The 26,546-nt window shown below is 49.0% G+C and carries 23 protein-coding genes, 1 tRNA gene and 1 other RNA gene; 3 read left to right on the top strand and 22 right to left on the bottom strand.

Features of this window, described 5'->3' with window-relative positions:
* Positions 1 to 46: 46 nt before the first annotated feature.
* The 9 genes from FGI41_RS23250 to FGI41_RS23210 all read right to left on the bottom strand — a co-directional run bounded on the left by FGI41_RS23250 (position 47) and on the right by FGI41_RS23210 (position 9,765).
* A complete protein-coding gene (locus FGI41_RS23250) occupies positions 47 to 2,611 on the bottom strand; it encodes a tetratricopeptide repeat protein (protein ID WP_255298615.1) in 2,565 nt (854 codons plus the stop codon).
* A 98-nt stretch (positions 2,612 to 2,709) separates the two neighbouring features.
* Complete coding sequence (locus FGI41_RS23245; protein ID WP_139492702.1) at positions 2,710 to 3,129, bottom strand: uracil-DNA glycosylase family protein; 420 nt, start codon at positions 3,127 to 3,129, stop codon at positions 2,710 to 2,712.
* 201 nt (positions 3,130 to 3,330) lie between these two features.
* Positions 3,331 to 3,795 (bottom strand): GNAT family N-acetyltransferase, encoded by a 465-nt coding sequence (locus FGI41_RS23240; protein ID WP_139492701.1) that lies wholly within the window; start codon positions 3,793 to 3,795, stop codon positions 3,331 to 3,333.
* A gap of 52 nt (positions 3,796 to 3,847) precedes the next feature.
* Positions 3,848 to 5,050 carry a DUF4272 domain-containing protein gene (locus FGI41_RS23235; protein ID WP_139492700.1) on the bottom strand — a complete coding sequence of 401 codons (1,203 nt, stop codon included), beginning with the start codon at positions 5,048 to 5,050 and terminating at the stop codon, positions 3,848 to 3,850.
* 314 nt (positions 5,051 to 5,364) lie between these two features.
* Positions 5,365 to 5,719: a transfer-messenger RNA gene (gene ssrA, locus FGI41_RS23230) on the bottom strand.
* 299 nt (positions 5,720 to 6,018) lie between these two features.
* Positions 6,019 to 6,492 carry an SsrA-binding protein SmpB gene (gene smpB / locus FGI41_RS23225; protein WP_139492699.1) on the bottom strand — a complete coding sequence of 158 codons (474 nt, stop codon included), beginning with the start codon at positions 6,490 to 6,492 and terminating at the stop codon, positions 6,019 to 6,021.
* 73 nt (positions 6,493 to 6,565) lie between these two features.
* Entirely contained in the window at positions 6,566 to 9,019 is a 2,454-nt protein-coding gene (rnr, locus tag FGI41_RS23220; RefSeq protein ID WP_139492698.1) for a ribonuclease R, read from the bottom strand.
* A 126-nt stretch (positions 9,020 to 9,145) separates the two neighbouring features.
* Positions 9,146 to 9,379: a preprotein translocase subunit SecG gene (secG, locus tag FGI41_RS23215; RefSeq protein WP_139492697.1), complete on the bottom strand. Its 234-nt coding sequence runs from the start codon at positions 9,377 to 9,379 to the stop codon at positions 9,146 to 9,148.
* Positions 9,380 to 9,465: 86 nt separating this feature from the next.
* Entirely contained in the window at positions 9,466 to 9,765 is a 300-nt protein-coding gene (locus tag FGI41_RS23210; protein ID WP_139492696.1) for a hypothetical protein, read from the bottom strand.
* 179 nt (positions 9,766 to 9,944) lie between these two features.
* Here FGI41_RS23210 and FGI41_RS23205 point away from each other — a divergent pair, with 179 nt between their 5' ends.
* Positions 9,945 to 10,349 (top strand): YqzM family protein, encoded by a 405-nt coding sequence (locus tag FGI41_RS23205; RefSeq protein ID WP_139492695.1) that lies wholly within the window; start codon positions 9,945 to 9,947, stop codon positions 10,347 to 10,349.
* Between the two features lie 145 nt (positions 10,350 to 10,494).
* On the opposite strand, the gene FGI41_RS23200 is transcribed toward FGI41_RS23205, so the two are convergent.
* The 11 genes from FGI41_RS23200 to FGI41_RS23150 all read right to left on the bottom strand — a co-directional run bounded on the left by FGI41_RS23200 (position 10,495) and on the right by FGI41_RS23150 (position 22,945).
* Positions 10,495 to 11,634, bottom strand: coding sequence for an RCC1 domain-containing protein (locus FGI41_RS23200; protein ID WP_139492694.1), 1,140 nt, complete (start codon positions 11,632 to 11,634; stop codon positions 10,495 to 10,497).
* A gap of 155 nt (positions 11,635 to 11,789) precedes the next feature.
* Complete coding sequence (gene eno / locus FGI41_RS23195; RefSeq protein WP_139492693.1) at positions 11,790 to 13,079, bottom strand: phosphopyruvate hydratase; 1,290 nt, start codon at positions 13,077 to 13,079, stop codon at positions 11,790 to 11,792.
* Positions 13,080 to 13,129: 50 nt separating this feature from the next.
* The gene (gpmI, locus tag FGI41_RS23190; protein WP_139492692.1) at positions 13,130 to 14,671 is read right to left on the bottom strand and encodes a 2,3-bisphosphoglycerate-independent phosphoglycerate mutase; all 1,542 of its coding nucleotides are present in this window, start codon (positions 14,669 to 14,671) and stop codon (positions 13,130 to 13,132) included.
* Between the two features lie 15 nt (positions 14,672 to 14,686).
* On the bottom strand, positions 14,687 to 15,445 hold the full coding sequence (tpiA, locus tag FGI41_RS23185; protein ID WP_139492691.1) for a triose-phosphate isomerase: 759 nt from the start codon (positions 15,443 to 15,445) through the stop codon (positions 14,687 to 14,689).
* A gap of 34 nt (positions 15,446 to 15,479) precedes the next feature.
* Positions 15,480 to 16,661 carry a phosphoglycerate kinase gene (locus FGI41_RS23180; protein WP_139492690.1) on the bottom strand — a complete coding sequence of 394 codons (1,182 nt, stop codon included), beginning with the start codon at positions 16,659 to 16,661 and terminating at the stop codon, positions 15,480 to 15,482.
* Positions 16,662 to 16,750: 89 nt separating this feature from the next.
* Positions 16,751 to 17,755: a type I glyceraldehyde-3-phosphate dehydrogenase gene (gap, locus tag FGI41_RS23175; RefSeq protein ID WP_139492689.1), complete on the bottom strand. Its 1,005-nt coding sequence runs from the start codon at positions 17,753 to 17,755 to the stop codon at positions 16,751 to 16,753.
* Positions 17,756 to 17,837: 82 nt separating this feature from the next.
* A complete protein-coding gene (locus FGI41_RS23170; RefSeq protein WP_139492688.1) occupies positions 17,838 to 19,217 on the bottom strand; it encodes a Na+/H+ antiporter NhaC family protein in 1,380 nt (459 codons plus the stop codon).
* 21 nt (positions 19,218 to 19,238) lie between these two features.
* Positions 19,239 to 20,264, bottom strand: a complete 1,026-nt coding sequence (locus tag FGI41_RS23165; protein ID WP_139492687.1) for a sugar-binding transcriptional regulator — start codon at positions 20,262 to 20,264, stop codon at positions 19,239 to 19,241.
* A 148-nt stretch (positions 20,265 to 20,412) separates the two neighbouring features.
* Complete coding sequence (locus tag FGI41_RS23160) at positions 20,413 to 20,685, bottom strand: glutaredoxin family protein (protein WP_139492686.1); 273 nt, start codon at positions 20,683 to 20,685, stop codon at positions 20,413 to 20,415.
* 41 nt (positions 20,686 to 20,726) lie between these two features.
* Positions 20,727 to 22,109, bottom strand: a complete 1,383-nt coding sequence (gene rpoN / locus FGI41_RS23155; RefSeq protein WP_139492685.1) for an RNA polymerase factor sigma-54 — start codon at positions 22,107 to 22,109, stop codon at positions 20,727 to 20,729.
* A 206-nt stretch (positions 22,110 to 22,315) separates the two neighbouring features.
* On the bottom strand, positions 22,316 to 22,945 hold the full coding sequence (locus tag FGI41_RS23150; RefSeq protein WP_139492684.1) for a chloramphenicol acetyltransferase: 630 nt from the start codon (positions 22,943 to 22,945) through the stop codon (positions 22,316 to 22,318).
* A 103-nt stretch (positions 22,946 to 23,048) separates the two neighbouring features.
* On the opposite strand from FGI41_RS23150, the gene FGI41_RS23145 reads away from it, so the two are divergent.
* Positions 23,049 to 23,123 (top strand) — tRNA-Arg (locus tag FGI41_RS23145).
* A gap of 215 nt (positions 23,124 to 23,338) precedes the next feature.
* Here the strand turns inward: FGI41_RS23145 and FGI41_RS23140 are convergent.
* Both FGI41_RS23140 and ytzI read right to left on the bottom strand, forming a co-directional pair.
* Positions 23,339 to 23,773: a hypothetical protein gene (locus FGI41_RS23140; protein ID WP_139492683.1), complete on the bottom strand. Its 435-nt coding sequence runs from the start codon at positions 23,771 to 23,773 to the stop codon at positions 23,339 to 23,341.
* A gap of 636 nt (positions 23,774 to 24,409) precedes the next feature.
* Positions 24,410 to 24,532, bottom strand: a complete 123-nt coding sequence (gene ytzI, locus FGI41_RS23135) for a YtzI protein (protein WP_139492682.1) — start codon at positions 24,530 to 24,532, stop codon at positions 24,410 to 24,412.
* Positions 24,533 to 25,072: 540 nt separating this feature from the next.
* Between ytzI and FGI41_RS23130 the strand changes: the two genes are divergently transcribed.
* A complete protein-coding gene (locus FGI41_RS23130) occupies positions 25,073 to 26,416 on the top strand; it encodes a S8 family peptidase (protein ID WP_255298613.1) in 1,344 nt (447 codons plus the stop codon).
* Positions 26,417 to 26,546: the final 130 nt, after the last annotated feature.

The following is a 26,546-nucleotide window of genomic DNA, read 5'->3' as shown; positions in this document are numbered from 1 at the left end:
GTCTTTTTTGGTGGAGGAGGAATTGAATCAGATTATGATTCTGCTCTTACTCTTCCAAAAAACCTTGTTGCTTCAATGTCGCAGCAATTTCCAGGTTATCTGCGGCAATTTGCTTACCATATTCAATCAATTGTTTTCGTAATTCCTCACTTTCCTGCTTACCTCTTATCTGTGAATAAACAGATACGGCATGAAGGAAATATGAATCATCTTCTTTTACAATATCCATTATTTTTTTGATTGTATCCTCAGACGATTGTTCTAATTCAGCCGCCATATAGTCCTCTATAGCTTCCTTCCATTTCCCCATATCGCAGTATAAACTTGCACGATTACTATATAGGACATTAAACTTACTTTTCTTCATACCAATTGACTTGGTAAAATCAACCAAGGACTTACTGAAGTAATCATCCCTCTTAGCGGATTCTTCCTTTCCAAGTCTTCTACCTAATAAATTAAATGCTAAAGCTCGACAGTTATAATCATTGTGTTCAATCTCAGTATCATTTGCAGAGTCGATTAGTTTATTATACTCAATTATTGATTTTTCGAAATGCTCTTTTTTGATCGAGACATCTTGGGGAGACATTGCGTATTTCAAATGAGAATATGCAAGCTTTCGTTGATAAGATGTGCTGAAATGCTCACACTTATCCAAACCCTTTTCAAAGTATTTTGCTGCTTCTAAGTAGTAAGGTTTCTTGTAGAAGGCATCTGCCAAGATAAAGTAATGTTGATAATCACAGTCAACATCCCCTATTACTTTATTTAATTCATCATCGTAGGCCTTTATTTTTCCTTCTGTCAGCTCCTCATGATCATTGACGTATCCAATAAATTGCTTAAAAGCTCGACGTATAGCCGCTTCATTCACCTGCTCCGGGATCAGATTCACCATTCCATCTTCAGAAATGATCGCGATTACGCAACGTTTATCTTCTCCTTTTAATTTTTCTGCATAACGATAGGCCGAATGATAGCGTGCTCCCCGGCTGGAGTCACCCATATGTTCATGAGCCAGACCATCCAATATGACACCAATGGCATGACAAGCTCCTGATGTATCAAAATAGATCGCTCCATCAATTGAGGTCAGATGCTTGATGAAGGCCGGATTAATTTCGGTAGGTATGATCGGAGTTGATTGTTTTTGCAGTTTTTTCAATTCGTCTACTGCCGTGTCATGGTCGGTAATCACCACCATCGTACCACTCTGTTGTTCTTTTGCCTTTTTAACCACAACCTGTAGCTTTTCGATCTGCTTATCACTGATATCCGTATTTTTAAATTCGGTCTTGATCACCCGTTTGAACAATTCTGGAGTGAACCCACCATCCCCTAATTCGGGTCGTTTGAATGAAACACCTAACAGTTTATGTGAAACGATCTCAATATCCGTTGTCAGTTTTAATATTTTCTTTTCATCCTCTGTGATGAGCTTACCTTCTGCACTTATTTTTTCTTCCATAGTTACAAGAAAGACGTTGTACCTGGATAAGCCTTTAAACTCGAATTTAAAAATCAACTTCTCTTTAATCTGACTCCAATTAATCTCTCCGATCCCATAGATCGAATTATGATCTGCAATCAGGTATAAGTCGTTCTCTTTATTCGTCAGTTCAAGCAACTTTCTGATCTTACGGGCGTCCTCCATCTTAATCAGGCGGGTATCCTGAAACTTCACAGCATACCTCACAAAGTTTTCCTGAGTAAGCGTATCTCGGTCCAACAGCAGCATACAACCAAAAGGGCTGTCTCCTTCATACGTTCGATTTGAGATTCCATCGATTTTCTCAAGGAGATTGTTTATATAGTATTGATTGTTTACAATCTGCTGCGTATCTGAAGAAACAGCAAAACTCTCATTCAAATGCTTTCCCTGTTCAATGAAATCCTGAACTTTACCTAAAAACAGCCTTGCCATCCGCTGAAGGAACTGACCGCAATCTTCTCTGTACTTTTTCTTGATACCCAGCTCATTGTCTACCTTTAATTTCTTATCTTCCTCGCAATCATAAAAGTCTAAAAAGTAGTAATCGAGCATCATTCTCAGAAAAGACAACTGTGGCTTATCATAGTAAATGGATCTTGTTTCAACATCCACATATTCGATGGCAAGGAAATATTGGATATCAATCTTGTTTTTATTTGCTAACTTAAATCCGTTTGAATAAACGATCCGCCACTCATTTGGCTCCCACGGTACTGGAGAAGAATCGTCCTTGGTATCGTCCTTGGTATCGGAATCTGGCGAATTTTGGACGGTTACGCCCGTATCAGTCTGTTCTCTGACGGACATGACATAAGGCTTGAAGTCAAAACCATCAAGTGTAGCAATAAACTGCGTTAAATCCCCTTCCCAAGCTGATTTGGGAACCCCAATCTTATCAAGTACGGTCTCTGGATTGGTAAGTGGCTCTTGGATAATCGTCTCGATGTTGGGATCAGGGGACAAACTGCGTTTGATTCTCATCGCTTCTAATTTGTCTGGTTTCTTTGACGAGATAATGGCATATAGCTTTAGATCCAGCCTTGGGTCTAACAATTGGAGGATTTGTTCCAGATTCTCAAATACTTCTTCATTTAGTATTTCAATTGATTCATCCACTGACAAGACCCTCTCTCCTGTGAATCTATCTGGCATTTATAGGGAACAGCCTTAGTGAACCGCCTCTTGTGTAAAAGTAAGATTTCCCATTCATTTTATCATATCCTATACGCTTCTACCAAAAACCGCCAGTCCTCCATAAAATACTTCCACAGATTAGGCCGTCTCCTCACCGCCAACGGATGATAGGACACCGTCGTCTTCTCCCTGGTACGCTCCTTATCATAGGCCTTGACCGGTCGGCGCTTCAGAATATAGGTCACATATAAATCCTCCGCACTTACTCCCACCTCATATGCCGCTTTTTGCAAGGTCTCTCTGGTCCCGCAGACAAACGGGTTGCCCTCCCGATCCTCCCTTGCCCCCGGATTATCAAGGACGATCATGATCGGCGCATGTGGATTGCCTTCTCCCCAGATCATGCGGGAGCCATGTGTATAGAGACCGCAGTCTGTACAGTTTGCGACATCGTCTGGTGTTTTCTCCTCTGGCCATATAGACGGGCAGCTTGCTTCCATAGTAGGTTTCCCTCCGAAAAAGAGTGATGAATACGAATAGGATGGGATGAATGGAGGATTTTCAAACTGCTGTCAAAACAACCAATAAAAAAAGCCACACCGAAGTGCAGCCGATTTGATTGCTTTCACGTATCTATTTGTCTGTTTTTCTGTTATTTCACTGTCAATCTTTCTTTTCTCTTACCCTTCGATGTACCAATCCTACTCCAGCTTTAAGCAATACAACGGCTCAAGCTCACCGCCGAACTCGATAAAACGCCCTGTCTCCTCAAAGCCCAGGCTCGAATACAAACCCTTGGCTGCTTCGTTGCCAGCTACAATGCTCGTATACACCTCACTTGCTCCCAACCCACGAATCTCCTCAATCACCTGCTGCATCGCCGCTCTACCATATCCCTTACCCTGATATCGGTAATCGATCATCAGTCGGGTGATAAAGTAAAAATGCTCCCTCTGCTCAAGCCCGTACATCGTTAACCCAACCAAGGTCTCACCGTCATAGATGGCCCTTGGCGTCCACTCCGGCTGGGCATAAGCCTGTGCTAGTGAAAATGCATTAGAGGTCACATGCTCCTCAAAAAGATGATAGCCTTTGTAGTCATATGATTTCAGCAGGATACATGCCAAAAAATTATCCCGCGTAACAGGTTTTAGCTGAATGGTCATCAATCATCGTCCCTCTCTTTTTTGATTACTGTCTATTCTATCTCCCTCTGGGCTATGTATCCGTCCTCACGTCATCCCAGTCCGCATCCATGTAGCGGATGAGCCAGTTAAACGCTCTGTGTCGCTCCATCACCACTCCCGCATCCAAATCTCCCGGTACCGGCTGGTTATTGACTCTCGCATTCACACAAGCCCAATGATAACGGTAGATCAGATCGGCCTGATTTAGAATGTCTTCCTTGCTCCGGACAGACGCCTTTCGATAGAAGCCATCATAGTTACCCGCGTGGCGCAACGTGTTAACCGCTGCCTGCACATCACAAATCTGTCCCGGGAAATTAAGCTCCTCCACAAACCCGAGCGCCCACAGCAGCACCCAGTAGCATTCGTACATCCACGCCATCTGGATGATACCCGTCTGTTCGAGATGATCGTCAGTAAAGAATTCTTCTTCTTTTTCAGTGAAAAATCCTTCTGCCCAATATTGTTGAATAATCGCTTGAATAACCTTCCGACCTTCTTGGATCTTCCCATCCTCCGCCAGATTCCCCGCATAGACGGCGATCAGGCACAAAGCAATGGCACGTTGCACGATCTCATTTTTGCTGCGGATTACAGCCTCTTCGTCCCCTGCGATGACAGGGAGATGATCAATCACGGGGATGCCCTGCGCACGCAAAAGCTCCATGCTTCTCTCTTTTCGCGCTTCAGCCGATTGAGATCGAGTCTGATGTTCAAGTTTCTCCACATGCCCATCTCTATCAACACCTCTACCACTACTTACGATTATAGGCAAATCCTCCAACTCCGATTCCCCAGCCGGATTCATGATCAGCCGGCCTTGTGGATCGATCACCTCACCGGTAGGGAGAAACACGATACCATGCACATCATTGGCAATCTTCAGGATGTTGAGGAATGTCTCTTCATCAAATTCCTTACTCGACACGATACCTACCGCCATATTGAGAGCTGAGATTTGCATGAGCAGTTTTTCTTTTACCTGGTTGTGAGGGGTTTCGATCTGGTAGAAGAAGACGTACATGCCACGCTTCATCTGGCTGAAGGCTTCGGAGTCGGTATCCTCTCGCACGGTGTTGAATGTTACGGTGCTTGGGTCAAATAGACCTTCTATGACGGTTAATCCGCGGCCGTCTGGTGACGCTTTGATCGTCTTGCCACGAAATGCTTCTTGGATAGCTTCCGTCACTATTTGATGTTGCTTGATAGAGACGTATAACGTGCATTGCTTCAAACTGATCCCTCGTTTCAAATCTAACTAATCCACATGGCAAACAAATAAATTCCACCTAAAGTCACACCAGCTCTACAAATCCCGGTAAGAATTCTCGGTACTTTTGTTTCAACAAAAACCAAAGCTATGATCATAAGAATAATCCATATACCAAATTTCAGGGTTAGGATGTTAAGCTCACTATTATCTATACTTAAATCTAATGCCAATCTTAAATCAATCCTCTCAGCACATACAACTCTCTTTATTTTTCAAGAATATAACTAAACCAACAAAAAAGCCACCCTCATCAGGTGGCTTATCATTTATGTATTTGGTGGAGGCGGGGGGATTCGAACCCCCGTCCGAAAACAGCGATACATGAGCATCTCCGAGCGCAGTCACTCATTTAAATTTCGGTGATGGATTCGCGGAGTGACGCGCTGACCCAGCACCTAGCCTGATTGATCTTCTTCCTTCGGCTCCAGACGGAAGCCTCCGGCGTATCCCACTAAAGTTGAGCGCTAGTCACGCCACATGGGCGATGGAGTGGTAGCGCCTCACTGGTTATTAAGCAGCGAGAGAAAGTTGTTTGTTGCCAGTTAATGGCGTTTGCGTTGGTGACGAGGTCCGCAACCCCCCGGCTCGCTTCTCATGCTCTACCATCCCCGTCGAATCCAGAACGCCCCCAGGATAAAAGTGAGCATATGCTCTAAAAGAAGCTAAAATGTCTGGACAGCGGAAGCGGTTCTAAGACTTCCGCCGCCCAAGACACAATGGTTATCTGTGAACTAAGATCATGCATAAAGATTGTCAATGTGAAGCTCTTGGTTAGCTTCAGTAGCAACGATGGCGGGTCATGCTCGCGTGCTGACCTCATCGGCTACATCAATAATATAGCACATCGATTCGCATCACTACAATGTGAGGTTACTGGCAGAACTGCCAATCCGAACCGCTGGGCCATAGAAACTGCTCCGTCTAACCAATCAATACTTCTGACGATCCCGAAGTGCACGTTCCACTTCGCGTGCAGCTTCTTTCTTCTTAAGGTCATCGCGCTTGTCGTAGTTCTTCTTACCACGGACGAGGGCGAGCTCAACCTTGCACCAGCCACCTTTGAGATACATGCTCAGAGGGACCAGGGAAAGACCTTTTTCGCGTACCTGTTGGTTGAGCTTGAGGATCTCCAATCGGCGCATCAGGAGGCGTCGCTTGCGCTCTGGCTCATGATTAAACCGGTTGCCCTGCTCATACGGACTGATGTGGACGTTGTGGAGCATCATTTCGCCGTTTTCGATGCGGGCGAATGAGTCCTTCAGCTGCACCTTTCCTGCGCGCACTGATTTGATCTCCGTGCCGGTAAGCTCGATGCCCGTCTCATATACTTCTTCAATATGATAATCGTGTCTCGCCTTGCGGTTGGAGGCCACGGGTTTTGTTCCGGTCTTCGTCTTACTCACTTCGATCACCTCAGTTGGCTGCACAAGAATGGTAAAAGTTAGTTTAGCAAAGAATTGTCAAAGAATCAAGAGGTTATCTCTTTTTTCGTTTGGCTGCTCCGGCTACTGGACCGCGTTTTTTCGGCTTGCCTGCGACGAAGTCTTCCCAGAACTGCTTTTGACGCGGTTTATCGCCTACACCGTCCGTGTCTTCCATGATGCCTGCTTCCACGTTGGCCAGCTGCTGCTCACGGCCTAGGGTTGGGCGGTCTTTTTTACGGCGGCGCTTGAAGGCTGCCGGTGCATTTTCTTTTGGCTTGTTGCGGTCGCGTTCACGCTGTTGCTTTGGATTTTTGCCGGCGCGTGCGTTGCCGCTGATGACCTTCGGCTTGCGGTTGCCACCGCCGTTGTTGAAGCGGTTGGTCTTTTTCATGCCGACAATCTCGAAGTCGATGGAACGCTCGTCGATATTGACATTGGAGACGCGGATCTGCACCACGTCACCGATGCGGAATTCTTTCCCGGTGCGTTCGCCTTTGAGGGCAAACATTTTCTCATTGTAGTGGTAGTAGTCGTCGGTCAGGTAGCTGACGTGGACAAGACCTTCAATGGTGTTAGGCAGCTCGATGAACAGACCGAAGGAAGTGACGCTGGAGATGACGCCTTCGAATTCTTCGCCGATGTGCTGGGCCATGTACTCGGCTTTTTTCAGGTCGTCTGTCTCACGCTCGGCATCTACCGCGAGACGCTCACGCTGGGAGGCATGCTCGGCGATATTTGGCATCTCAGCAGCGAGGTATGCTTCGCGCTCTGGAGCCATATTGCCCTTTTCCACCCACTCGCGGATCAGACGGTGAACGATCAGGTCTGGGTAGCGGCGGATTGGAGAGGTGAAGTGTGTATAGAAGTCTGTCGCCAGACCGAAGTGCCCGAGGCTCTCCGCATCATAGCGCGCCTGCTTCATCGAACGGAGCAGAACCGTGCTGATGACGATTTCTTCCGGTGTTCCTTTTGCCTCCTCCAAAAGCTGCTGGAGGGCGCGAGGATGGACGCTGTTGCCTTTACCGCGCACTTGGTAGCCGAAGTTGGTGACGAACTCCATGAAGGCTTGGAGCTTCTCTTCCTTCGGGTCTTCGTGGACACGGTACATGAACGGACGCTTCATCCAGTGGAAATGCTCAGCGACCGTTTCGTTGGCAGCCAGCATGAATTCCTCGATGATCTGCTCCGCAATCGAGCGGGTGCGGAAGCCGATATCGACCGGTACACCTTCTTCGTTGACATGGATTTTGGCTTCGCGGAAGTCAAAGTCAATCGCTCCGCGCTTCATGCGTCTCTTGCGCAATTTGAGGCAGAGCTTCTCCATGTTTTCAAACATCGGTACGAGGTCTTTGTATTTGGTGATTAGTTCTTCGTTGCGTTCTTCGAGGATGCTGCGCACGTCAGCGTAGGTCATACGCTCGTTGGTCTTAATCACACTGAGGTAGATCTCATGCCGGACGATATCTGCGTTCGGGTCGAATTCCATGTCGCAGGTGATGGTCAGACGGTCGACCTTCGGATTCAGCGAGCAGATCCCGTTGGAGAGGCGATGTGGCAGCATCGGGATTACGCGGTCAACGAGATAGACGGATGTACCGCGCTTGAATGCTTCTTGATCCAAGGCGGAGTTTTCTTTTACATAGTAGCTGACGTCAGCGATGTGTACGCCGAGGCGCAGGTTGCCATTCGGCAGCTGCTCGAGGGATACGGCGTCATCGAGGTCTTTGGCGTCTGCGCCGTCGATGGTGACCATCATGCGGTCACGCAGGTCGCGGCGGCCTTTGAGCTCTTCTTCGGAGATCTCGTCTGGAGCCGCTTCTGCTTCTGCCAGTACTTCTTGTGGGAAGGATTCCGGCAGGCCGAATTTGCGGATGATGGAGAGGATGTCGACACCTGGATCGTTTTTGTGACCCAGTACCTCGATGACTTCCCCTTCTGCATTGGCACGTCCTTCTGGATAACGGGTGATCTTTACGACGACTTTGTGGCCGTCTACCGCACCGTTGTAGGCGCCTTTTGGAATGAAGATGTCTTTGCCAATCCGCTTCTCATCCGGGAGCACGAAGCCGTAATTGACTTCGTCCTGGAACGTACCTACAATCGTGGTCGTGCCGCGTTCCACAATGCGGACGATGCGGCCTTCCAAGCGATTGCCGTCTGTTTCTTTTTCGACACGCGCCAGTACGGTGTCTCCGTGCATCGCAGAATCCATATCATTGGCATGGATATAGATGTCCGGCTCACCAGCGGTTTCCGTGATGACGAAGCCGAAGCCTTTTTGGTGGGTCTGGAGTCGGCCGCGCACGAGGTTCATTTTTTCAGGAACGCCGTAGCGGTTGGTGCGGGTGCGGATGATTTCACCGCGTTCTTCCAGTTGGTTCAGAGTGATGACTAATGTCTTAAAGGCGTCTCCGCCCTCCAGCTTAAATGCTTCTTCGAGCTCTTGGACGGTCATCGGATGATAAGCCTGCTCACGCATAAACGCAAGGATGTCTTGTTCAGTCATCGAATTTCTCCTTTACTGCGTTTTTAAATTATATGTTTGTGTTAGTATGAGCGTATCGGCTCAAGGAAAGTCAGGAATAGAGAAAAAGACAGCAAGAAAAACTTGCTGTCTCAGGGTCTTACAGGATTACGCATTTAAAAAGAAGCCGAGCAAGATAGTCGCAACCAAGAACAATACCGCAAATACAACGGTGATTTTACCGAGGACGGCATCAATTCCACGTGCCTTCGTCTTGCCGATCATTTGTTCAGCACCACCGCCGATGGAGCCCAAACCTGCACTCTTACCGGACTGGAGAAGAACAACAGCAATCAGGCCAATACAAGCGATAACCAAAAGAATTTTTGTAGCTAGTACCATGTTATCCACCTCAAATGAATCTTCCGTCACAATATGGAATGAGCATTATTACAATTGTAACACAATAGAGGATGGACAGCAAGAAATTAGATCTCTCCTACGTCGTGCTGTCCCAGAATCAGCGTGATCGGTTCGAGATAGACACGAATCACCTGATTGGCATTGGTCAGATCAATCTCTGTCTCCTGAATCTTGTAACGGACGCTCTGCTCTTCACGCTTGTCATAGACGACGTCGAAGCCTTTAAGTCCAAGCTTGTGAGTCAATACGGCACAATCTCCCGGCAAAGCAGGAAACTCATACTGACCGTGGTCAAAAGCCGCTTCCCTAATGATTTCGTTGTTCATATCAACGATCGTAACCGTCTGTAGAATATGGTATTTCATCTTCACTCACCATCCAATGGTTTATACCTACTATTTTAACATGTTTTGGTGCATCCTTCTAGTAAGACAGAAATGTGTACTTTCTTTGTCGGTTTGTGGCGTGCCTTGCAACTGCCACGTTTTTGCCGTAAAATTGCTATTGAACGTTTTTATTAATTCCTGTAGGAGGTCTCTTTCTCATGGCTGGTTCGAACTTCAAAAAAGACATGAATCAAAATGACGTTATCGACTCCGCTAAGGGGTTTTTCGTCTCCTTTGGTGTTCTGTTCCTTGTATTCCTTTTCTTCCTCGTAGCTTCTATCGTTTACCCACCGAAGCATGAGGCAGAAGGCGGTGCAGGTGGCGGCGGCGGTGCAGCTGCTAACATCAACGCAGAAGAAATCGTCAAAGCTAACTGTACGTCCTGCCATGGCCAAAACCTCGAAGGTATGGTCGGTCCGGCTCTCGCCAACATCGGTAGCAAACTCGATGAGAAAGCAATCTCCGAAACAATCAAGAACGGTAAAGGCTCCATGCCACCGGGTCTTCTCCAAGATCCAAAAGAAATCGCAGCTGTAGCGAAGTGGCTTTCTGAGAAAAAGTAAGCTACATACAAGAATGCCGCAGGCTCATCGGGAGTCTGCGGCTTTTTGTATGCAAAGCAGACACAGTGACTGATAAATAGAAAAAAGAGTTACTTTCCGTAAAATTGGGAAAGTAACTCTTTTTCTTTAGCAATAGGCTACCTTTCTACGGAATGATAACTTGAGTTGGGAGCGCATAGCGGGTATTGACCGGATCTTGTCCTACTTGTCCATGATTGTTGTAACCCCAAGCCCAGACGGTTCCATCTTTTTTAATAGCAAGGTTATGATGGTAACCTGCTTCAATAGCGATAACATCAGTCAGTCCTTGCACTTGAATCGGCGCCAACTTCCATCCTCCTGTCGTTCCGATTCCAAGTTGTCCGAACCCGTTGTAACCCCAAGCCCAGACGGTTCCGTCTTCTTTTAACGCCATCCCATTGTAGCGGCCTGCTGCAATCATCTTAACATTGGTCAGGTTTTTCACTTGCGTTGGAACGTCCTTGGTTACTTGGGTTTCATCGCCAAGCTGACCGTATGAATTTTCCCCCCATGCCCAGACCGTTCCATCTGATTTGAGAGCCATCGAGAAAAACTCAATTGCGGAGACTTGGACTACACCACTGAGGCTCGGTACTTGGACAGGTACTTTCTGATTGATTCTTCCACCAATCCCAAGCTGACCGAGATCGTTTTTCCCCCATGACCAGACAGTTCCGTCATTCTTAAGCGCGACGATATGTCCGTCACCCGCTTCGATGCCTTTTACATCGGTTAAGCTGGTAACTTGAATCGGTGTGGTTGTATTCGGGGCACCACTCACTCCCAATTGTCCGAAGGAATTCATTCCAAATGTCCAAACGGTTCCGTCTTGTTTGAGCAAAGCCCCTGCACTGCTATGAATGGTAAGATCCTTCACATTCTCAATGGAGAGTTGTTTAGGAACATTCACTTTTGCATTAGTGGCTGGCTCTATCCCCCAGAACCAAGCTGTACCGTCATGTCTGACCGCAGAGACGTTAACCCCACCAGAGTCAAAAGCCATTACATCGGTTAATACGGGTCCGACAGGCGCACTGCTTTCTGTAAAAGTGGTGTTCCCCAACTGTCCGTATGCATTGGCCCCCCACGAATATACGGTGCCGTCGGATTTCATGTAGTAGGAACTATCGATTCCCGCTGTGATGGCAGCTGCGACAGGAACGGCGCACGCTTGCGCTTCTTGGATAGCAAACAAGCTTCCGCTGCTAAACATGGCAGTGGCAAGCAAAGCTTTTGTGGCATACGATAAGGTTTTTCTCTTCATGTTTCCATCCCCTAAAGTTAGAAATAGTTTCCAAATTCATCATATCAGCATGAATATATTTATTTCAAATATATAATTTGTGAACGATACATACAAAAAAATACTGCCCCTCATAAAAGGAGCAGTATCAGTCCGTGATCCAAACGCTTACTTTTTTACTTCTTCAAGTTATAGAATGCTGCACGGCCGCCGTATTTTGCAGTGTCGCCCAGTTCGTCTTCGATACGGAGAAGCTGGTTGTATTTCGCTACGCGGTCGGTACGGGATGGTGCACCTGTCTTGATTTGACCCGCGTTGGTCGCTACTGCGATGTCAGCGATCGTGGAGTCTTCGGTTTCACCGGAGCGGTGGGAGATGACAGCGGTGTAGCCTGCGCGTTTTGCCATTTCGATCGCTTCGAAGGTCTCGGTGAGGGTACCGATTTGGTTTACTTTTACGAGGATAGAGTTACCTGTGCCGGTCTCGATCCCGCGTGCAAGACGCTCGGTGTTGGTTACGAACAGGTCGTCACCCACGAGCTGAACTTTGGAGCCGAGGCGGTCGGTGAGAGCTTTCCAGCCATCCCAGTCGTCTTCGGAGAGACCGTCTTCGATGGAGATGATCGGGTATTTGCTTACCAGATCTTCGTAGAAGGAGATCATTTCTTCAGTGGTTTTGGTTACGCCTTCGCCTTCGAATTCGTATTTGCCGTCTTTGTACATTTCGGTAGCTGCTACGTCGAGCGCGAGGAATACGTCTTTGCCTGGCTCATAGCCTGCTGCTTTGATCGCTTCGAGGATCACTTGGAGTGCTTCCTCGTTGGATTTGAGGTTAGGAGCGAAGCCGCCCTCGTCACCTACAGCGGTGTTGAGGCCTTTGCTGCCAAGTACTTTTTTCAGGGAGTGGAAGATCTCAGCACCGGTGCGGAGCGCTTCTTTGAAAGATGGAGCGTTGACTGGCATAACCATGAATTCTTGAATGTCTACGGTGTTGTCTGCGTGCTTACCACCGTTGAGGATGTTCATCATTGGAACTGGCAAGGTGCGGGAGTTGAAGCCGCCGAGGTAGTTGTACAGGGAGAGACCGAGTGCGTCTGCTGCTGCACGAGCTACTGCCATAGATACGCCGAGGATCGCGTTAGCACCGAATTTGCCTTTGTTCTCCGTGCCGTCAAGGGCGATCATGCTCATGTCGATGCCTACTTGGTCAAGAGCATCCATGCCGATCAACTCTGGTGCGATGTGTTCGTTTACGTTGTCTACCGCTTTTTGTACACCTTTGCCGAGGTAACGGTCTTTGTCGCCATCACGAAGCTCAACTGCTTCGTAAGCACCGGTAGAAGCACCGGATGGTACTGCTGCACGGCCAAAACCGCCGTTTTCGAGGTATACTTCTACTTCCAGGGTTGGGTTACCACGGGAATCGAGAATTTCGCGAGCGTAGATATCAGTGATCATTGTAGACATGAAGAGCCAGCTCCTTTTTTCATATGAGGTATTGGGATGGTAAAAAACAGTTATTTCTGAATCAGGGATTTCCCTGTCATTTCAGCAGGTTGGGTGACACCCAAGAGGTCGAGCACGGTCGGTGACAGATCGGCGAGGATGCCGTCTGTACGCAGCTCTACACCTTCCTTGACGACGATCACAGGGACTGGGAACGTGCTGTGAGAAGTGATCGGACGGCCATTCGGGTCGAGCATCAGGTCTGCGTTGCCGTGGTCGGCAGTGATGATGGCAGAGCCGCCTTTAGCGAGGATCGCGTCTACCACTTTGCCAAGGCATTCATCAGTGGTCTCTACGGCTTTGATGGTTGGTTCCATCAGACCGGAGTGCCCCACCATGTCGCAGTTGGCGAAGTTGAGGATGATCACGTCGAAGTTGTCTGCCTCGATCTCTTTGACAAGGGTCTCGGTCAGCTCGTAGGCGCTCATCTCTGGTTGGAGATCATAGGTCGCTACTTTTGGTGACGGGATCAGGATGCGGGTCTCGCCCGGGAACTCCTGCTCACGGCCACCGCTGAAGAAGAACGTCACATGCGGATATTTTTCAGTCTCGGCAATGCGGAGCTGCTTTAACCCCTGCTGGGAGACCACTTCACCGAGTGTGTTGTCGAGGTTGGATGGCTTGTAGGCCACGTAGCCGTTGACGGTCTCAGAGAAATGAGTCAGGCAGACAAAATGCAGGTTTTTCGGATAAGCCTCACCACGGTCGAAGCCACGGAAGTCCTCATTGGTAAAGGCCTGTGAGGTCTGGATCGCACGGTCTGGACGGAAGTTGAAGAAAATGACGGCATCCTCATCTTCAATCGTTCCTACCGGCTTGTCGTTGGCATCGACGATCACGGTTGGCATGACGAATTCATCCATGATCGATTTTTCATAGGATTCTTTAACCGCCTGCAGAGGATCGGTGTAGTGTGGGGCATCGCCGTAGACCATTGCGCGGTAAGCTTTTTCGACGCGTTCCCAGCGCTTGTCGCGGTCCATCGCGTAGTAGCGGCCTTGGACGGTTGCAATCTGACCGACGCCGACTTCTTTGATTTTGTTCTGCAGGTCTTCGATATAGCCGACTGCACTGTCTGGCGCTACATCGCGGCCGTCTAGGAAGCAGTGGATCAAGACCTGTGTCAGCCCCTGACGCTTCGCCAGATCAAGCAGAGCGAACAGGTGGTGAATATGGCTATGTACGCCGCCGTCGGAGAGAAGTCCGAACAGGTGCAGCTTCTTGTTGTGTTGTTTTGCGTGCTCGATCGCATTGATCAGCGTCTCGTTTTCGAAGAATGCGCCTTCTTTGATCTCTTTGGTGATCCGGGTCAGGTCTTGGTAGACGACACGGCCTGCACCGATATTGAGATGACCCACTTCGGAGTTACCCATCTGACCCTCTGGCAGACCTACAGCGAGGCCGCTTGCCGTCAAGGAAGCATGCGGGAACTGGTTCCAATAGCGGTCAAAATTCGGCTTGCTCGCTTGCGCCACGGCATTGCCGTATGTCTCTTCACGCAGAGCGAAGCCGTCTAAGATGATCAGGGCGACTGGCTTTGGTCGATTCACCATGTGGTTGTACCCTCCCTATCGTGCTGCAGCAGCGCCATTCACCAGGCCGAGGTAGCCCTCTGTGGTCAAGCTTGCGCCACCAACCAGTGCGCCGTCGATGTCGGATTGGCCGAGATAGCCTGCTACGGTCTCCGGCTTCACACTGCCGCCGTATTGGATGCGGACTTGGTCAGCTGTGCCTTGGTCAAATTGTCCAGCGATCACACTGCGGATATAAGCAATCGTAGCATTAGCATCCTCTGCAGTGGAAGACTTGCCTGTACCGATTGCCCAGATTGGTTCATATGCAACCACTACTTGGCTCGCCTGCTCAGCAGTCAGACCTTCCAGAGCGGCTTGGGTTTGTGTACGGACAACCTCTTCTGTTTTGCCTGCTTCATGCTCTTCGAGGGACTCCCCTACGCAGACGATTGGCAACAGACCATGCGCCAGAGCCGCTTTGGTCTTTTTATTGACTGTCTCATCGGTCTCAGCAAAATACTGACGGCGCTCAGAGTGACCGAGGATCACATAGGTTACGCCCAGCTCTTTGAGCATCAGCGGGCTGATTTCGCCGGTGAAGGCACCTTGCTCTTCGAAGTGCATGTTTTGTGCGCCCAGCTTGTAGGCGGTACCGCGCAATGCTTCTGCGAGTGCAGGAAGGGCGGTGAACGGAGCGCAAATCACCTGCTCCACCGATGCAATACCGTCTTTTGGGAGTGCATTGGCGAAGGCGGTTGCTTCCGCAATGGTTTTGAACATTTTCCAGTTCCCAGCAATAATAGGGGTTCTCATGTTTCTCTCCTCCGATCCGTTCAGATGAAAAAGATTATTTATCTTGAAGCACGGTGACGCCTGGGAGGTCTTTGCCTTCCATGAATTCGAGGGAAGCGCCGCCGCCTGTGGAGATGTGTGTCATTTGCTCGGCTGTGCCTGCTTTTTCAACAGCTGCAACAGAGTCACCGCCGCCGATGATGGTCGTTCCTTCGCATTTGGTGAGGGCTTCAGCGACACCGATTGTGCCTTTTGCAAAAGCATCCATCTCAAATACGCCCATCGGTCCGTTCCATACCACGGTTTTGGATGGAATGACGGCATCGGTAAAGTTGGCAAGCGAGTTCGGACCGATATCAAGCGCCATCCAGCCGTCTGGAATCGCGTTGATCTCTACCACTTGGGTGTTGGCATCTGCTGCGAATTTGTCCGCGATGACGACATCGGTTGGGAGCAGCATGTTTACTTTGCGTTCTTTGGCTTGTTCCATGAGGGTACGGGCCAGGTCGAGTTTGTCTTCTTCATGCAGGGAAGCACCGACATTGTGACCGAGCGCCTTGATGAAGGTATTCGCCATTCCTCCGCCGATGATCAGGGTGTCTACTTTGGTCAGCAGATTCTCGATGACTGCGATCTTGTCTTTTACCTTCGCTCCACCAACGATTGCGGTGAATGGACGCTCTGGCTTGGACAGGGCTCCGCCTAAGAATTGAATCTCTTTTTCCATGAGCAGACCTGCAACGGCTGGTATGTAGGAAGCAATTCCCGCTGTTGAGGCATGGGCACGGTGAGCCGCCCCGAAGGCATCATTGACAAAAAGGTCAGCCAGCTTGGCAAAGCTCTCAGCCAGAGCCGGGTCATTCTTTTCTTCGCCAGCGTGGAAGCGGACGTTCTCAAGCAGGATCACATCGCCTTCCTGCATCGCTGATACGGCTGCTTCTACCTCTTGCCCGATGCTTTCATCCAGCTTTTTCACCGGCTTGCCGAGCAGGACAGAAAGATGCTCACCGATAGCAGTCAGACGCATATCCTCTACCACTTGACCCTTTGGACGGCCGAAGTGGCTTGCTAAGATCACTTTCGCCTTTTGCTCAGTCAGATACTGAATCGTAGGCAGTGCTGCACGGATGCGGGTGTCGTCGGTGATGACGCCGTCTTGCATCGGTACGTTGAAGTCCACACGGCAAAAGACGCGCTTGCCGGACAACTCAACATCGCGAATTGACTTTTTGTTCACGGACAGGTCCTCCTCATGAATCGTTCTCATAGTGAAAAGGGAGAGTGAACTCCCCCTTTTATATCTCTATAACGATCTTATTTTAACTTTTACAGACCTTTTTCTGCAACAAATTGGCACAAGTCTACGACACGATTGGAATAACCCCACTCATTATCGTACCAGGAAACCACTTTTGCCATGTTGCCATCGATGACCATCGTGGACAGAGCGTCGATGGAAGAGGAGTGTGGGTTTCCGTTGTAGTCAGAGGATACGAGTGGTTTTTCGGAGTATTCGAGAATACCTTTCAGTGGGCCTTCTGCTGCTTCTTTCAGCGCTGCGTTGATTTCTTCCGCAGTGGTGGATACTTTGAGCTCAACAGTCAGGTCAACAACGGATACGTTAGGAGTAGGTACACGCATAGCGAAACCGTTCAGCTTGCCTTTGAGTTCTGGGAGTACGAGAGAAACTGCTTTCGCCGCACCAGTAGAGGTAGGGATGATGTTTTCTGCTGCTGCACGCGCACGACGGAGGTCTTTGTGCGGCAGGTCGAGGATTTGCTGGTCATTGGTGTAGGAGTGAACAGTGGTCATGAGACCTTTTACCACACCGAATTTATCGTTCAACACTTTCGCGAATGGCGCGAGACAGTTGGTTGTGCAAGATGCGTTGGAGATAACCGTGTGTGCTGCTGGATCGTATTTATCTTCGTTTACACCCATAACCACGGTGATGTCTTCGTTAGTAGCCGGAGCGGAGATGATTACTTTTTTCGCGCCGCCTTCGAGGTGTTTTGCTGCATCGTCACGTTTTGTGAAACGACCGGTGGATTCAACTACGATCTCTACACCGTATTCGCCCCATGGCAGAGCAGCCGGGTCGCGCTCAGCAAGAACTTTGATTTCGCGGCCATTGAAGATGATGCTGTTTTCAGTCGCTTCGATTTTTGCATCCAGTACGCCATGTACGGAGTCATATTGAAGCAGGTGTGCAAGTGTATGTGCATCTGTGAGGTCATTCACTGCGACGATCTCTACGTTAGGATTGCTGAGTGCTGCGCGGAATACGTTACGTCCGATACGACCAAAACCGTTAATACCAACTTTTACCATAATAATTTCCTCCTAATCATTCTCTGTTCAGTATGGAATCTATATATCGCAACCGCTCTTTACGGATAAAAAGCGGAAAGCATCACCCTGCATGTTGCTTGTGTTGTGGATTAGATGACGGCACCGTGCTCTTGCCTCCACGGCTCCTGAGCGTGAACAGCACGGTCAGGCACGGGAGCAGCAGCGGATACCAGACGTATGGAAGGATTTCTAGTGTCGGTACACCAAGCGTGACGCTCATCACCATCGCCAGTCCGTTCCACGGTACGAGCACCGGCATCATCAGCGTAGCATCCAGCATCGTCCGTCCCAACAGCTCCTGCCCACCCGTCCATTCTTCAAACCGTGTCCGCAGGGTAGCCGCAATCACGAGAATCGGAATGGTCTGGTTGCAGCTGATGATGACGACGAACAAGGACAAAAATACTGCCTTGATTACCAGACTCGTGTTGCTCTTCGTCTGTCCAAGCAACCGGTCCACAATCGGTTTGAGCAAATTAGCTTTATCTAGTATGCCATTCATAAAACCAGCTAAACTGATCAGCAATAATACTTTCAGAATCGACATCATCCCGCCGCCATGCACCAGTTCATCCAGCTTGGTCCCTGAGCCTAAGTCATAGCCGTACAGCATCGAATGGACAAAATCGCCCCACTCCATCTGATGGGTGAGGAAAAACATCACCCCGGCCATACCTACACCCAATCCAAGCGCATGAATCGCTTTGATGCGCAGAGCAAATGATCCGATCAAGACCATCAGCGGAATCAATTGAATCCATGATATCGAAAAATATTGAGAAAGAAGCTGTTGATTCGTGGCGATTGTCTCACCAGCCGTTGCGTTCTCCATCCACAGATCCAGTCCGAAAAACATCAGGATACACATCCCGAGTGCCACCAGACCTGTCGGATAGGAAAAGCGGGTAATCCGCTCATCTCCGTCCAGACTGCTGAGTACCAGCAGCCGTGCACTGGAGATCGGAGAAAATCTCTCGCCGACCATCGCTCCCGATATGAGAGCTCCCGCCATCATGCCGAGCGGCACTTGAGCGGCATGCGCGATTCCCATGAGTGCCAAGCCTATCGTGCTTAGTGTTCCCACAGAGGTTCCCAACAAATACGACACGGCCGAGGTGAGCAAAAACCCGATCACCATCAGATAATCGACGTGCACGACCGACAGACCATAGTATATGATCGCCGGGATCGTCCCGCCCATCATCAACAGAGGAATCAACAGCCCCACCAAAAACAATATCAGCAATACCGGCTTCGTCTGCCTGACACCCTGCCAGCCAAACTCTATCTGCTCGCGGACACGGATCCCCATCGTGCTGACCGTGATCAAGGTGACGATCAACGCAAAAGCCAAGCCTATGGAAATCTGCCATCCCATCAGCAGACAGACCGCAATGCCTACCATCAACGCCGTTATTGGTACATAACCCCGAAGTGTCATTCGTGCCGTACTTCCTTCCTGTTACCGGATTTCTGACAAGATCGCCCGAGCGGCTCCTTCATCAGTGATAAGTACATTTTGGCACGTTTGTTTGGCAAAGGAAATGATCGCTTTGGCTTTGCTTGTACCTCCGGCTATGGAGAAGACAACATCTGCTTTTTTCACATCATCGAGCTGTAAACCGATCGTCGGCATGCGGTGGACGATCTCACCCTGGGCATCGAAGTAGTAGCCAAATGCCTCTGATACGGCACCGTCCTCGTTCAGCTGAGCCAGTTCGCCCTCACTGTACTTGCGCCGGGCAGCCATGGTCAGTGCGTCACCGATCCCGTGTACGACGATTCGCGCGCGTGAGACAATCGACAGTACCTCAGCAATCTGGGGTTCAGCGATCAATGACTGGAATGCATCAGGGCTTAAACGGTCCGGCACATGAAGCAGCCGGTACGTCCCGCCTGTGCGTGCTGCCATCGACGAAGCCAACGTGTTGGCTTGCAGCTCCACCTTTTCCCCCAGCCCGCCTCGTGCAGGTACGAATTGCACGGTACGAAACAATGGGGATGGAGTCAGATGATCCGCCACACTGGCTACGGTCGAGCCGCCTGTTACTGCGATCACGTCGTTGTCCTGTACGTGCTGGCGTAAAAGCCTTGCACCTACAGCACCCAGCTCCTGCTTCACCCAGTCTGCCTCATCAGCATCACCGGGAACGACGATTACCTCTTGGATGTGTAATGCCTGTTCCAGCTGTCGGGCCAGATCTGTCAGGCCAAACAGCTCACCTGCTATCGACTCCATCTCCTCTAGGATGCGTGCCCCTTCCTCAGTAGTGCTCATGCCAATCGGGGAGACATGTATCAATCCCGACTCTTTGAGCAAATCTACCTCTGCACGCAGAATCCGCTCCGTAGTCTGAAGCGCCTGCGCCAGTGCACGCCGTCCAATCGGCTGCAGATGCGAGATCGATTGCAACAGCATATAGCGTTTTCGCAGGACATCGATGAGGTCTGGCAACAGTTTTTGTTGCACTTCAATCATGTTGCGCATGGTTCTCTTCCTCTTCGTGTTAATGAGGGACTAAAAATGTCCCTGTATATACATTTTATGTCCCACTTTAACTAAAAAAATAAGCAAAGCAACTTTGCTTATTTTTACTTTAGCATAGTCTGCCATCCTCTGACAAGGCACAGACAAGCTAAATTCTTCTGCCTAATTCTTCACGCAGCTCTTCTTCAGTCACCACAGACGTAACGGAGACAAAGACTTCTTCGCCATCGATATGCACGACCGGAATGGTAAACATATATTTTTCTTCGAGTGCCAGATCACTGTTGATCGGCACGACTGTCAGCTCGAGCGGAATGTCGTGGGAAATGCTGCGAATCGCCTGCTCCACATCATCACACAGATGGCAGCCTTGACGGGAATACAGGGTTATTTGAAAAGGGGGGCGGTTGATCTGCTTCATTTATTACTACCTCTTTCGTATCGTCTGGAACCGGGACCTGATCAAAAACGTTTTCGCTTGGCTGAGGACGGGATCATCATTTCTTCACGGTATTTGGCGACGGTACGGCGGGAGATTTCAATTCCCTCTTCCATAAGTAACTCCGCGAGCTTTTGATCAGAATACGGGCGTTTGCGATCTTCTCCGTCGATGAGAGCCTTCAGCCGCTTTTTCACGCTCTCAGATGAGGTCATATCCCCATTGGCTGTCGCCAGTGCAGAGGTGAAAAAGTACTTCAGCTCAAACACCCCGCGCGGTGTCTGTACGTATTTATTGCTCGTCGCGCGGCTGATGGTGGATTCGTGCAGGCTGACACGGTCGGCGATCTCTTTTTGCGTCATCGGCTTGAGATAATGAATACCGTGCTCGAAAAAGTCGCGTTGCAGCTCCACAATCGCCTGTGTCACCTTCATCAGAGTCAATCGGCGCTGCTCCAAGCTTTTGGCGATCCACAGAGCGGCGTTCAGCTTCTCGTGAATAAACTGCTGGGCATCCTCCTGCCCTTGCTTTTCCTTGAGCATCCGTTCATAGAAGCTGTTGATGGTCAGGCGCGGCGTAGAAGAATCGTTGACTAAGACGATGTATTCATCCAGCACCTTTTCCACGGTCACATCAGGAGTCACAAAACGCGTCTCCCCTGTATGATATCGTGCCCCAGGACGTGGATTGAGCGAGCGTACCAGATCGGCAATCGCCTGCACCTCTTGAATCTCGATCCCCAGCTGGTCGGCAATCCGGGCGAAGCGGTTGTTGGCCAGATCCTGCAGATGCTCGCGGATGACCCGAACGACTTTTTCCTCATCCAGTCCCTCATGCTCCAATTGCAGCAGCAGACACTCCTCCAGATTGCGCGCACCTACTCCCGCCGGGTCCAGATGCTGGATCACGCAGAGCGCATCCTCCACCTCTGTCAGACTGACACCAAGCCTGGTACTTACCTCTTCTGTCGGAATCTCCAGATAGCCGCGCTCATCCAGATTGCCGATCAGATACATCGCGATTCTACGCTGTGAGGCAGACAGCCCCTTCACATAGCCCAGTTGTTCCCCCAGATGATCATATAATGTGTAGGAAACATCACGCGCATGATCTGCGGGATTGTATGCGTTTTCACTCTGGCCTGCGCCATATTCACCTGTCGCTCGGTTTCCAACAATTTCCTTCCAGTCCAGCTCGGCTCCTGATGTCTCCGGCTTCTTGCTGATCGGCTCTGCCGCCGCGCTGATCTCCTGCAGATCGATCACCGGATTCTCCAATGCCTGCTCCTGCAAGTAATTCATCAGATCCACAGCCGAAAATTGCAGAATCGTGATCGCTTGCCGCAGCTCAGGTGTCATGACCAGCTTTAGGCTCTGCTCTTGATACAGTCCAAACCCCATATTCATCCGTAAGATTCCCCCCTTGCCCAGTTAACGGTGCTCTATCTTCTATTCCGTATCTATGCCAACGTACGTGTTTTCCGGTTCTTCATATTTATTTATATATGTATTATTATATAGGGCATGCAAATTTCCTGCCAATCCACTTTTTCCATATCATCACATAAAAAAATGCTCTCTCGCTTCTGATCCAGAAAGCAAGAGAGCATATCTTAGTTTTGCGGATGATCCAAGAATTCCTGGAGCTTGATAAAATATTCCCCGACATGGGCCCCATCCACCACCGCATGATGAGCTTGGATCGACACAGGTATCTTCCACTTGCCGTTCTCCTCAAAAAACTTGCCCCACGCAATCCGTGGAACACTGTCCGTTGGATTCATATGAATCGGATGTGTCACGCTGGTGAAGGTCACCCATGGTATGCTGGTGATGAACAGATAATCGTCACGGCCCGGCTCATCCTCAAGTACGACCTGATCCTTGCTCTTCTCGATCTTCTCAGTCACATCCCGAATGAAGTGGTCCATGTCAGGCGTGTAGCTCACATGGCAAAAACTAAACACATCCTCCGTCGTCATGATCGTAAATGAAGGATGGACAAGCTCATGCTCCACCACTCTACCCTCGCGGATGCGATAGCGGAATTCTTTGATGTCATTGGCCGTCTTCACCGCTGCATAGAGAAATCCTCGGAAAAACGGGATATTCCTCTCCTTTATATAAGGTAAGAAGTGGGTAATGTCCACATTGGCGCAGAGATTAAAATGCGGATAATCTAACTCCGAGAAAAAATGAAAGTGATTTTTTCTCGGCCAATTTTCCATGTCGATGTATTTCATGTATGTGACACTCCTGTCTGAATTTCAATTGTGCTATCACTAAAAGAATTGCCTATCTGGACTTTTTATGATAGTATAAATGATACAGTTTTCAAATTCGTATGCACCCGTAGCTCAGTGGATAGAGCAATGGTCTCCGGAACCATGTGCGTAGGTTCGATTCCTACCGGGTGCACCATTTTTTATAATAAATGTTGATTTGACGGGGATTTATCCTTGATCTAGAACGGTCGATGACCGATAAGACCCCGCGAACACACTTCCGAAATCGTGCGTATGAACCGTGTGCGTCAACCCATTATAGTAAGCGTGAACCTCCGTAGATGATACGGAGGTTTTTTATTTTCATAAAGAAAAAGCGTAAAATGATACGCCATTCACCGTGTCAGTAACTCAATCGGCCTCTCTAACAACCGGCTCTGACGTTGAAACTACATCGACGATATGATTAAGGCAGCACATTCCATAATGCTTAAACGGCCCCGGATAATCTTCAGACGCAAACGTCCCCACCTTAATAAAATCAAGGTATTTTGACTTACTATAAATCCGAAATACCTTGCCTTCAAATTCTTCTGCATCATCCCATGTGGTATACGATTCGTTTAATACCGAATAACCAATATAAGTTTCAAAATCGATTTGGATCACGGGTAGATCTTCATCAATAATGATGGAATGGGCATCTTCATAACGCTTGTCTCCGATCACCAATGGCTCTGGAATGGATTTGGTTCTGCCGAAAAAGAGCCTTAGTGAATTTTCCTCAGGCTCCGTTACTCCTAAAAAATATACATGTTTCAGATTCATCAAATCAGTGTAATTCATGTTTTCCCCCCCAACAAATATGTACCCTTCTCTTTTTATCTATGGAGAAATCTGTCCAATCCATACAAAACTCCCCGCCATATCCTGTATTAGTTCGCCAGGAAAGGGGGGTCTTCCTTGAAAAGGAGAAAATCCAAGCACTCCAAGAAGGTAAGCGCACGTTTGGTCCGTTATTATTATCCGTACCAGGAACAGAATTATCTGCTCGATCTGGATCAACGGATCAGAAGAGAATGTGAAGAACTGAACCAGAACAATCCGTCTGGCACTTGGTGCTGTTATCACTGTGAGAGATGTCGATTATTCGGAACGTTGTATGGTGACTATGATTGCGAGCATTGCAATAGCGATGAATGCATCAGGTAACAACAACCACGCAAAAAAGCCCTTCCACAGCGACGCAACTCGTTGGAAGGGCTTTTGGACTTACCGCTTGTACCTACTGCTGATCCTGCTTATTCAAGTTTTGGTCGCGCTCACTTTTTTGCTGGCGGGACTCGCGTGCTTCCTTGTCTTTGCCTTGTTGGTTGCTGTTTTGGGTATTGCGGTTGTTAGACATGCGCATGCCACCGTCCTTTCCATGTAACTGGATGATTTCGCTGGCATAGTATGTCCGACTTCCGTGCCTGCCTAATCTTACAATTCATCTATATCATCGATTTTTTCTTTGGTGGAATATCCCTTATTGATCGCCCAGATGGAACTGCCGATAATGATCCCGCAGATGATGACAGTAATGACAATTACAGATGTAGACATCTCTGGTCTCCCCCAGTCTATTTGCTTATCAGTCTAATTGTACATGACCGCTTGTGAGAAACCAATACTTTCACCCGAATCCCCATCATTTCACTGATTACCCCCGTCTCTGCATAAAAGCTCGATAACTGCACATAATACTTCTTGTCGAGTCCGAGTGGTCAATCAGTCGAACACGAACAGCAAGCATTCCATCAGCGTTGTAGGGATACAACCTGAATCATGGAGGCGATGTGCCGTGGATGATGTAGAGACCACCTGACGACGCCTGACAACGTCGACATGGTGATAACCGTAAGCAGCGTCTTGCACTCTATAATGGAGGTAGATGCGTCCAAAATGCCGATCGGTAGTACCTCATGTGAAGGACTCGACGAGAACCGTCTCCACTTGGAGGCGGTTTTTTTATATATAAAACAAAAGGTTAACAATTCTAAATACCCGAATGTTCGTAAAATTAGGACTTGCCAAGAAAAAAATATTTATTATTATATTAGTAATAACTTTTTTATAAATGTTTCGTTAAGGAGGAGTATGAGAATGAAAAAACAAGCTTCCGCTCTCTTGGCAGTAACCCTTGGTCTGACTGCAGTGTTTGGTGCTAATATCGGACAAGGTCATGCTGAATCCGCTGAGAAAGGCTACCTTCTCGTTTTCAAACAAGAAACCAACCTTCCAGTTGATTACCAAAACGTAATCGAAAAAGCAGGCGGTAAAGTAAAACGCTCCCTTAAACAACTCGGTGCGGTAAGCGTAACCTCCAGCAACCCTAACTTCCTCGCTGAAATCGAAGCATCCGGCCTCGTACAAGACGTAGGTGTTGAGCATGTAGTGGAGCCAGAAGCACCAGTAGAAAGAGAAGCTTTCACCGGTGATTTTGCTGCTGGCGTACAAAACGACCTCTATAACAAATACCAATGGGATATCAAACAAGTAACTGATAACGGTGCTTCTTGGAACCTGCCAGGTGGTACTGGTAAATCCGTAGACGGCAAAGACATCGTTGTCGCTGTAGTTGACACTGGTATCGACTACAACCACCCAGACATCAAAGCAAACTACGCATACGGTAAATCCTTCGTACAAGGCATCACCGATCCAGGCGACGGTGACGGTCACGGTACACACGTTGCCGGTTCTATCGCAGGTAACGGCCGCGTACTCGGCGTAGGTCCACAACTGAAAGTAGCTTCCTACCGCGTATTCGCTCCAGGCGCTTCCGCTTACACGTCCGACATCGCTGCGGCTCTCATGACTGCTGCTGATGACAACGTAGACGTAGTGAACATGTCCCTTGGCGGCTATGACTGGTTCCAAGATCCAGCTTATGCGACCAAAGACGTAGTAGCTGACGTACGCCTCTTCAACCGTGCGATCACGTATGCGGTGAAAAAAGGTGTGACCGTAGTTGGTTCCTCTGGTAACGCAGGCGCTGACATCACAAGCCCTGGTGGTTTTGACGATTCCAACGGTGCTACCCACCGCAGCCCATCCAGCCAACTCCTGATCCGTACTTCTGCAAGCGGTCAAGAGCTGAACCTGACTTACTACTCCAACTATGGCGTAGGTAAAATCGACGTAGCTGCTCCAGGCGGTGACTATGGTACAGCTTGGCTCGCTACTGGCGACCGCAACCTGCGTGACCTGAACAAACGTGCCCTCTCCACTGTTCCAGGTGGTTATGCATGGTACATGGGTACTTCCATGGCAGCTCCAAAAACAGCTGCACTCGCAGGTGTCATCATCGCGAACCATGGTAAAGACGTACTCTCCCCATCCCAAGTAAAACACATCATCCAAACGTCCGCGACTGACCTGGGCAAAAACGGTTACGATGGTCAATACGGCCACGGTCTGATCAACGCTGTGAACGCCCTGAAATAAGCTTGATCCCATGATGAAAAAGGAGGCTCTTTGTGAGTCTCCTTTTTTCATGTGAAAAACCTGCAACCCATCCCCCCTTTTGACCGTATAAAGAAGTGTGCATACAATCGCAAGTACCACACCCCTAAAG

Source organism: Brevibacillus dissolubilis, from assembly GCF_006170445.1.
Classification (GTDB): domain Bacteria; phylum Bacillota; class Bacilli; order Brevibacillales; family Brevibacillaceae; genus Brevibacillus_B; species Brevibacillus_B dissolubilis.
This window is presented reverse-complemented; position numbering and strand designations above follow the sequence as displayed.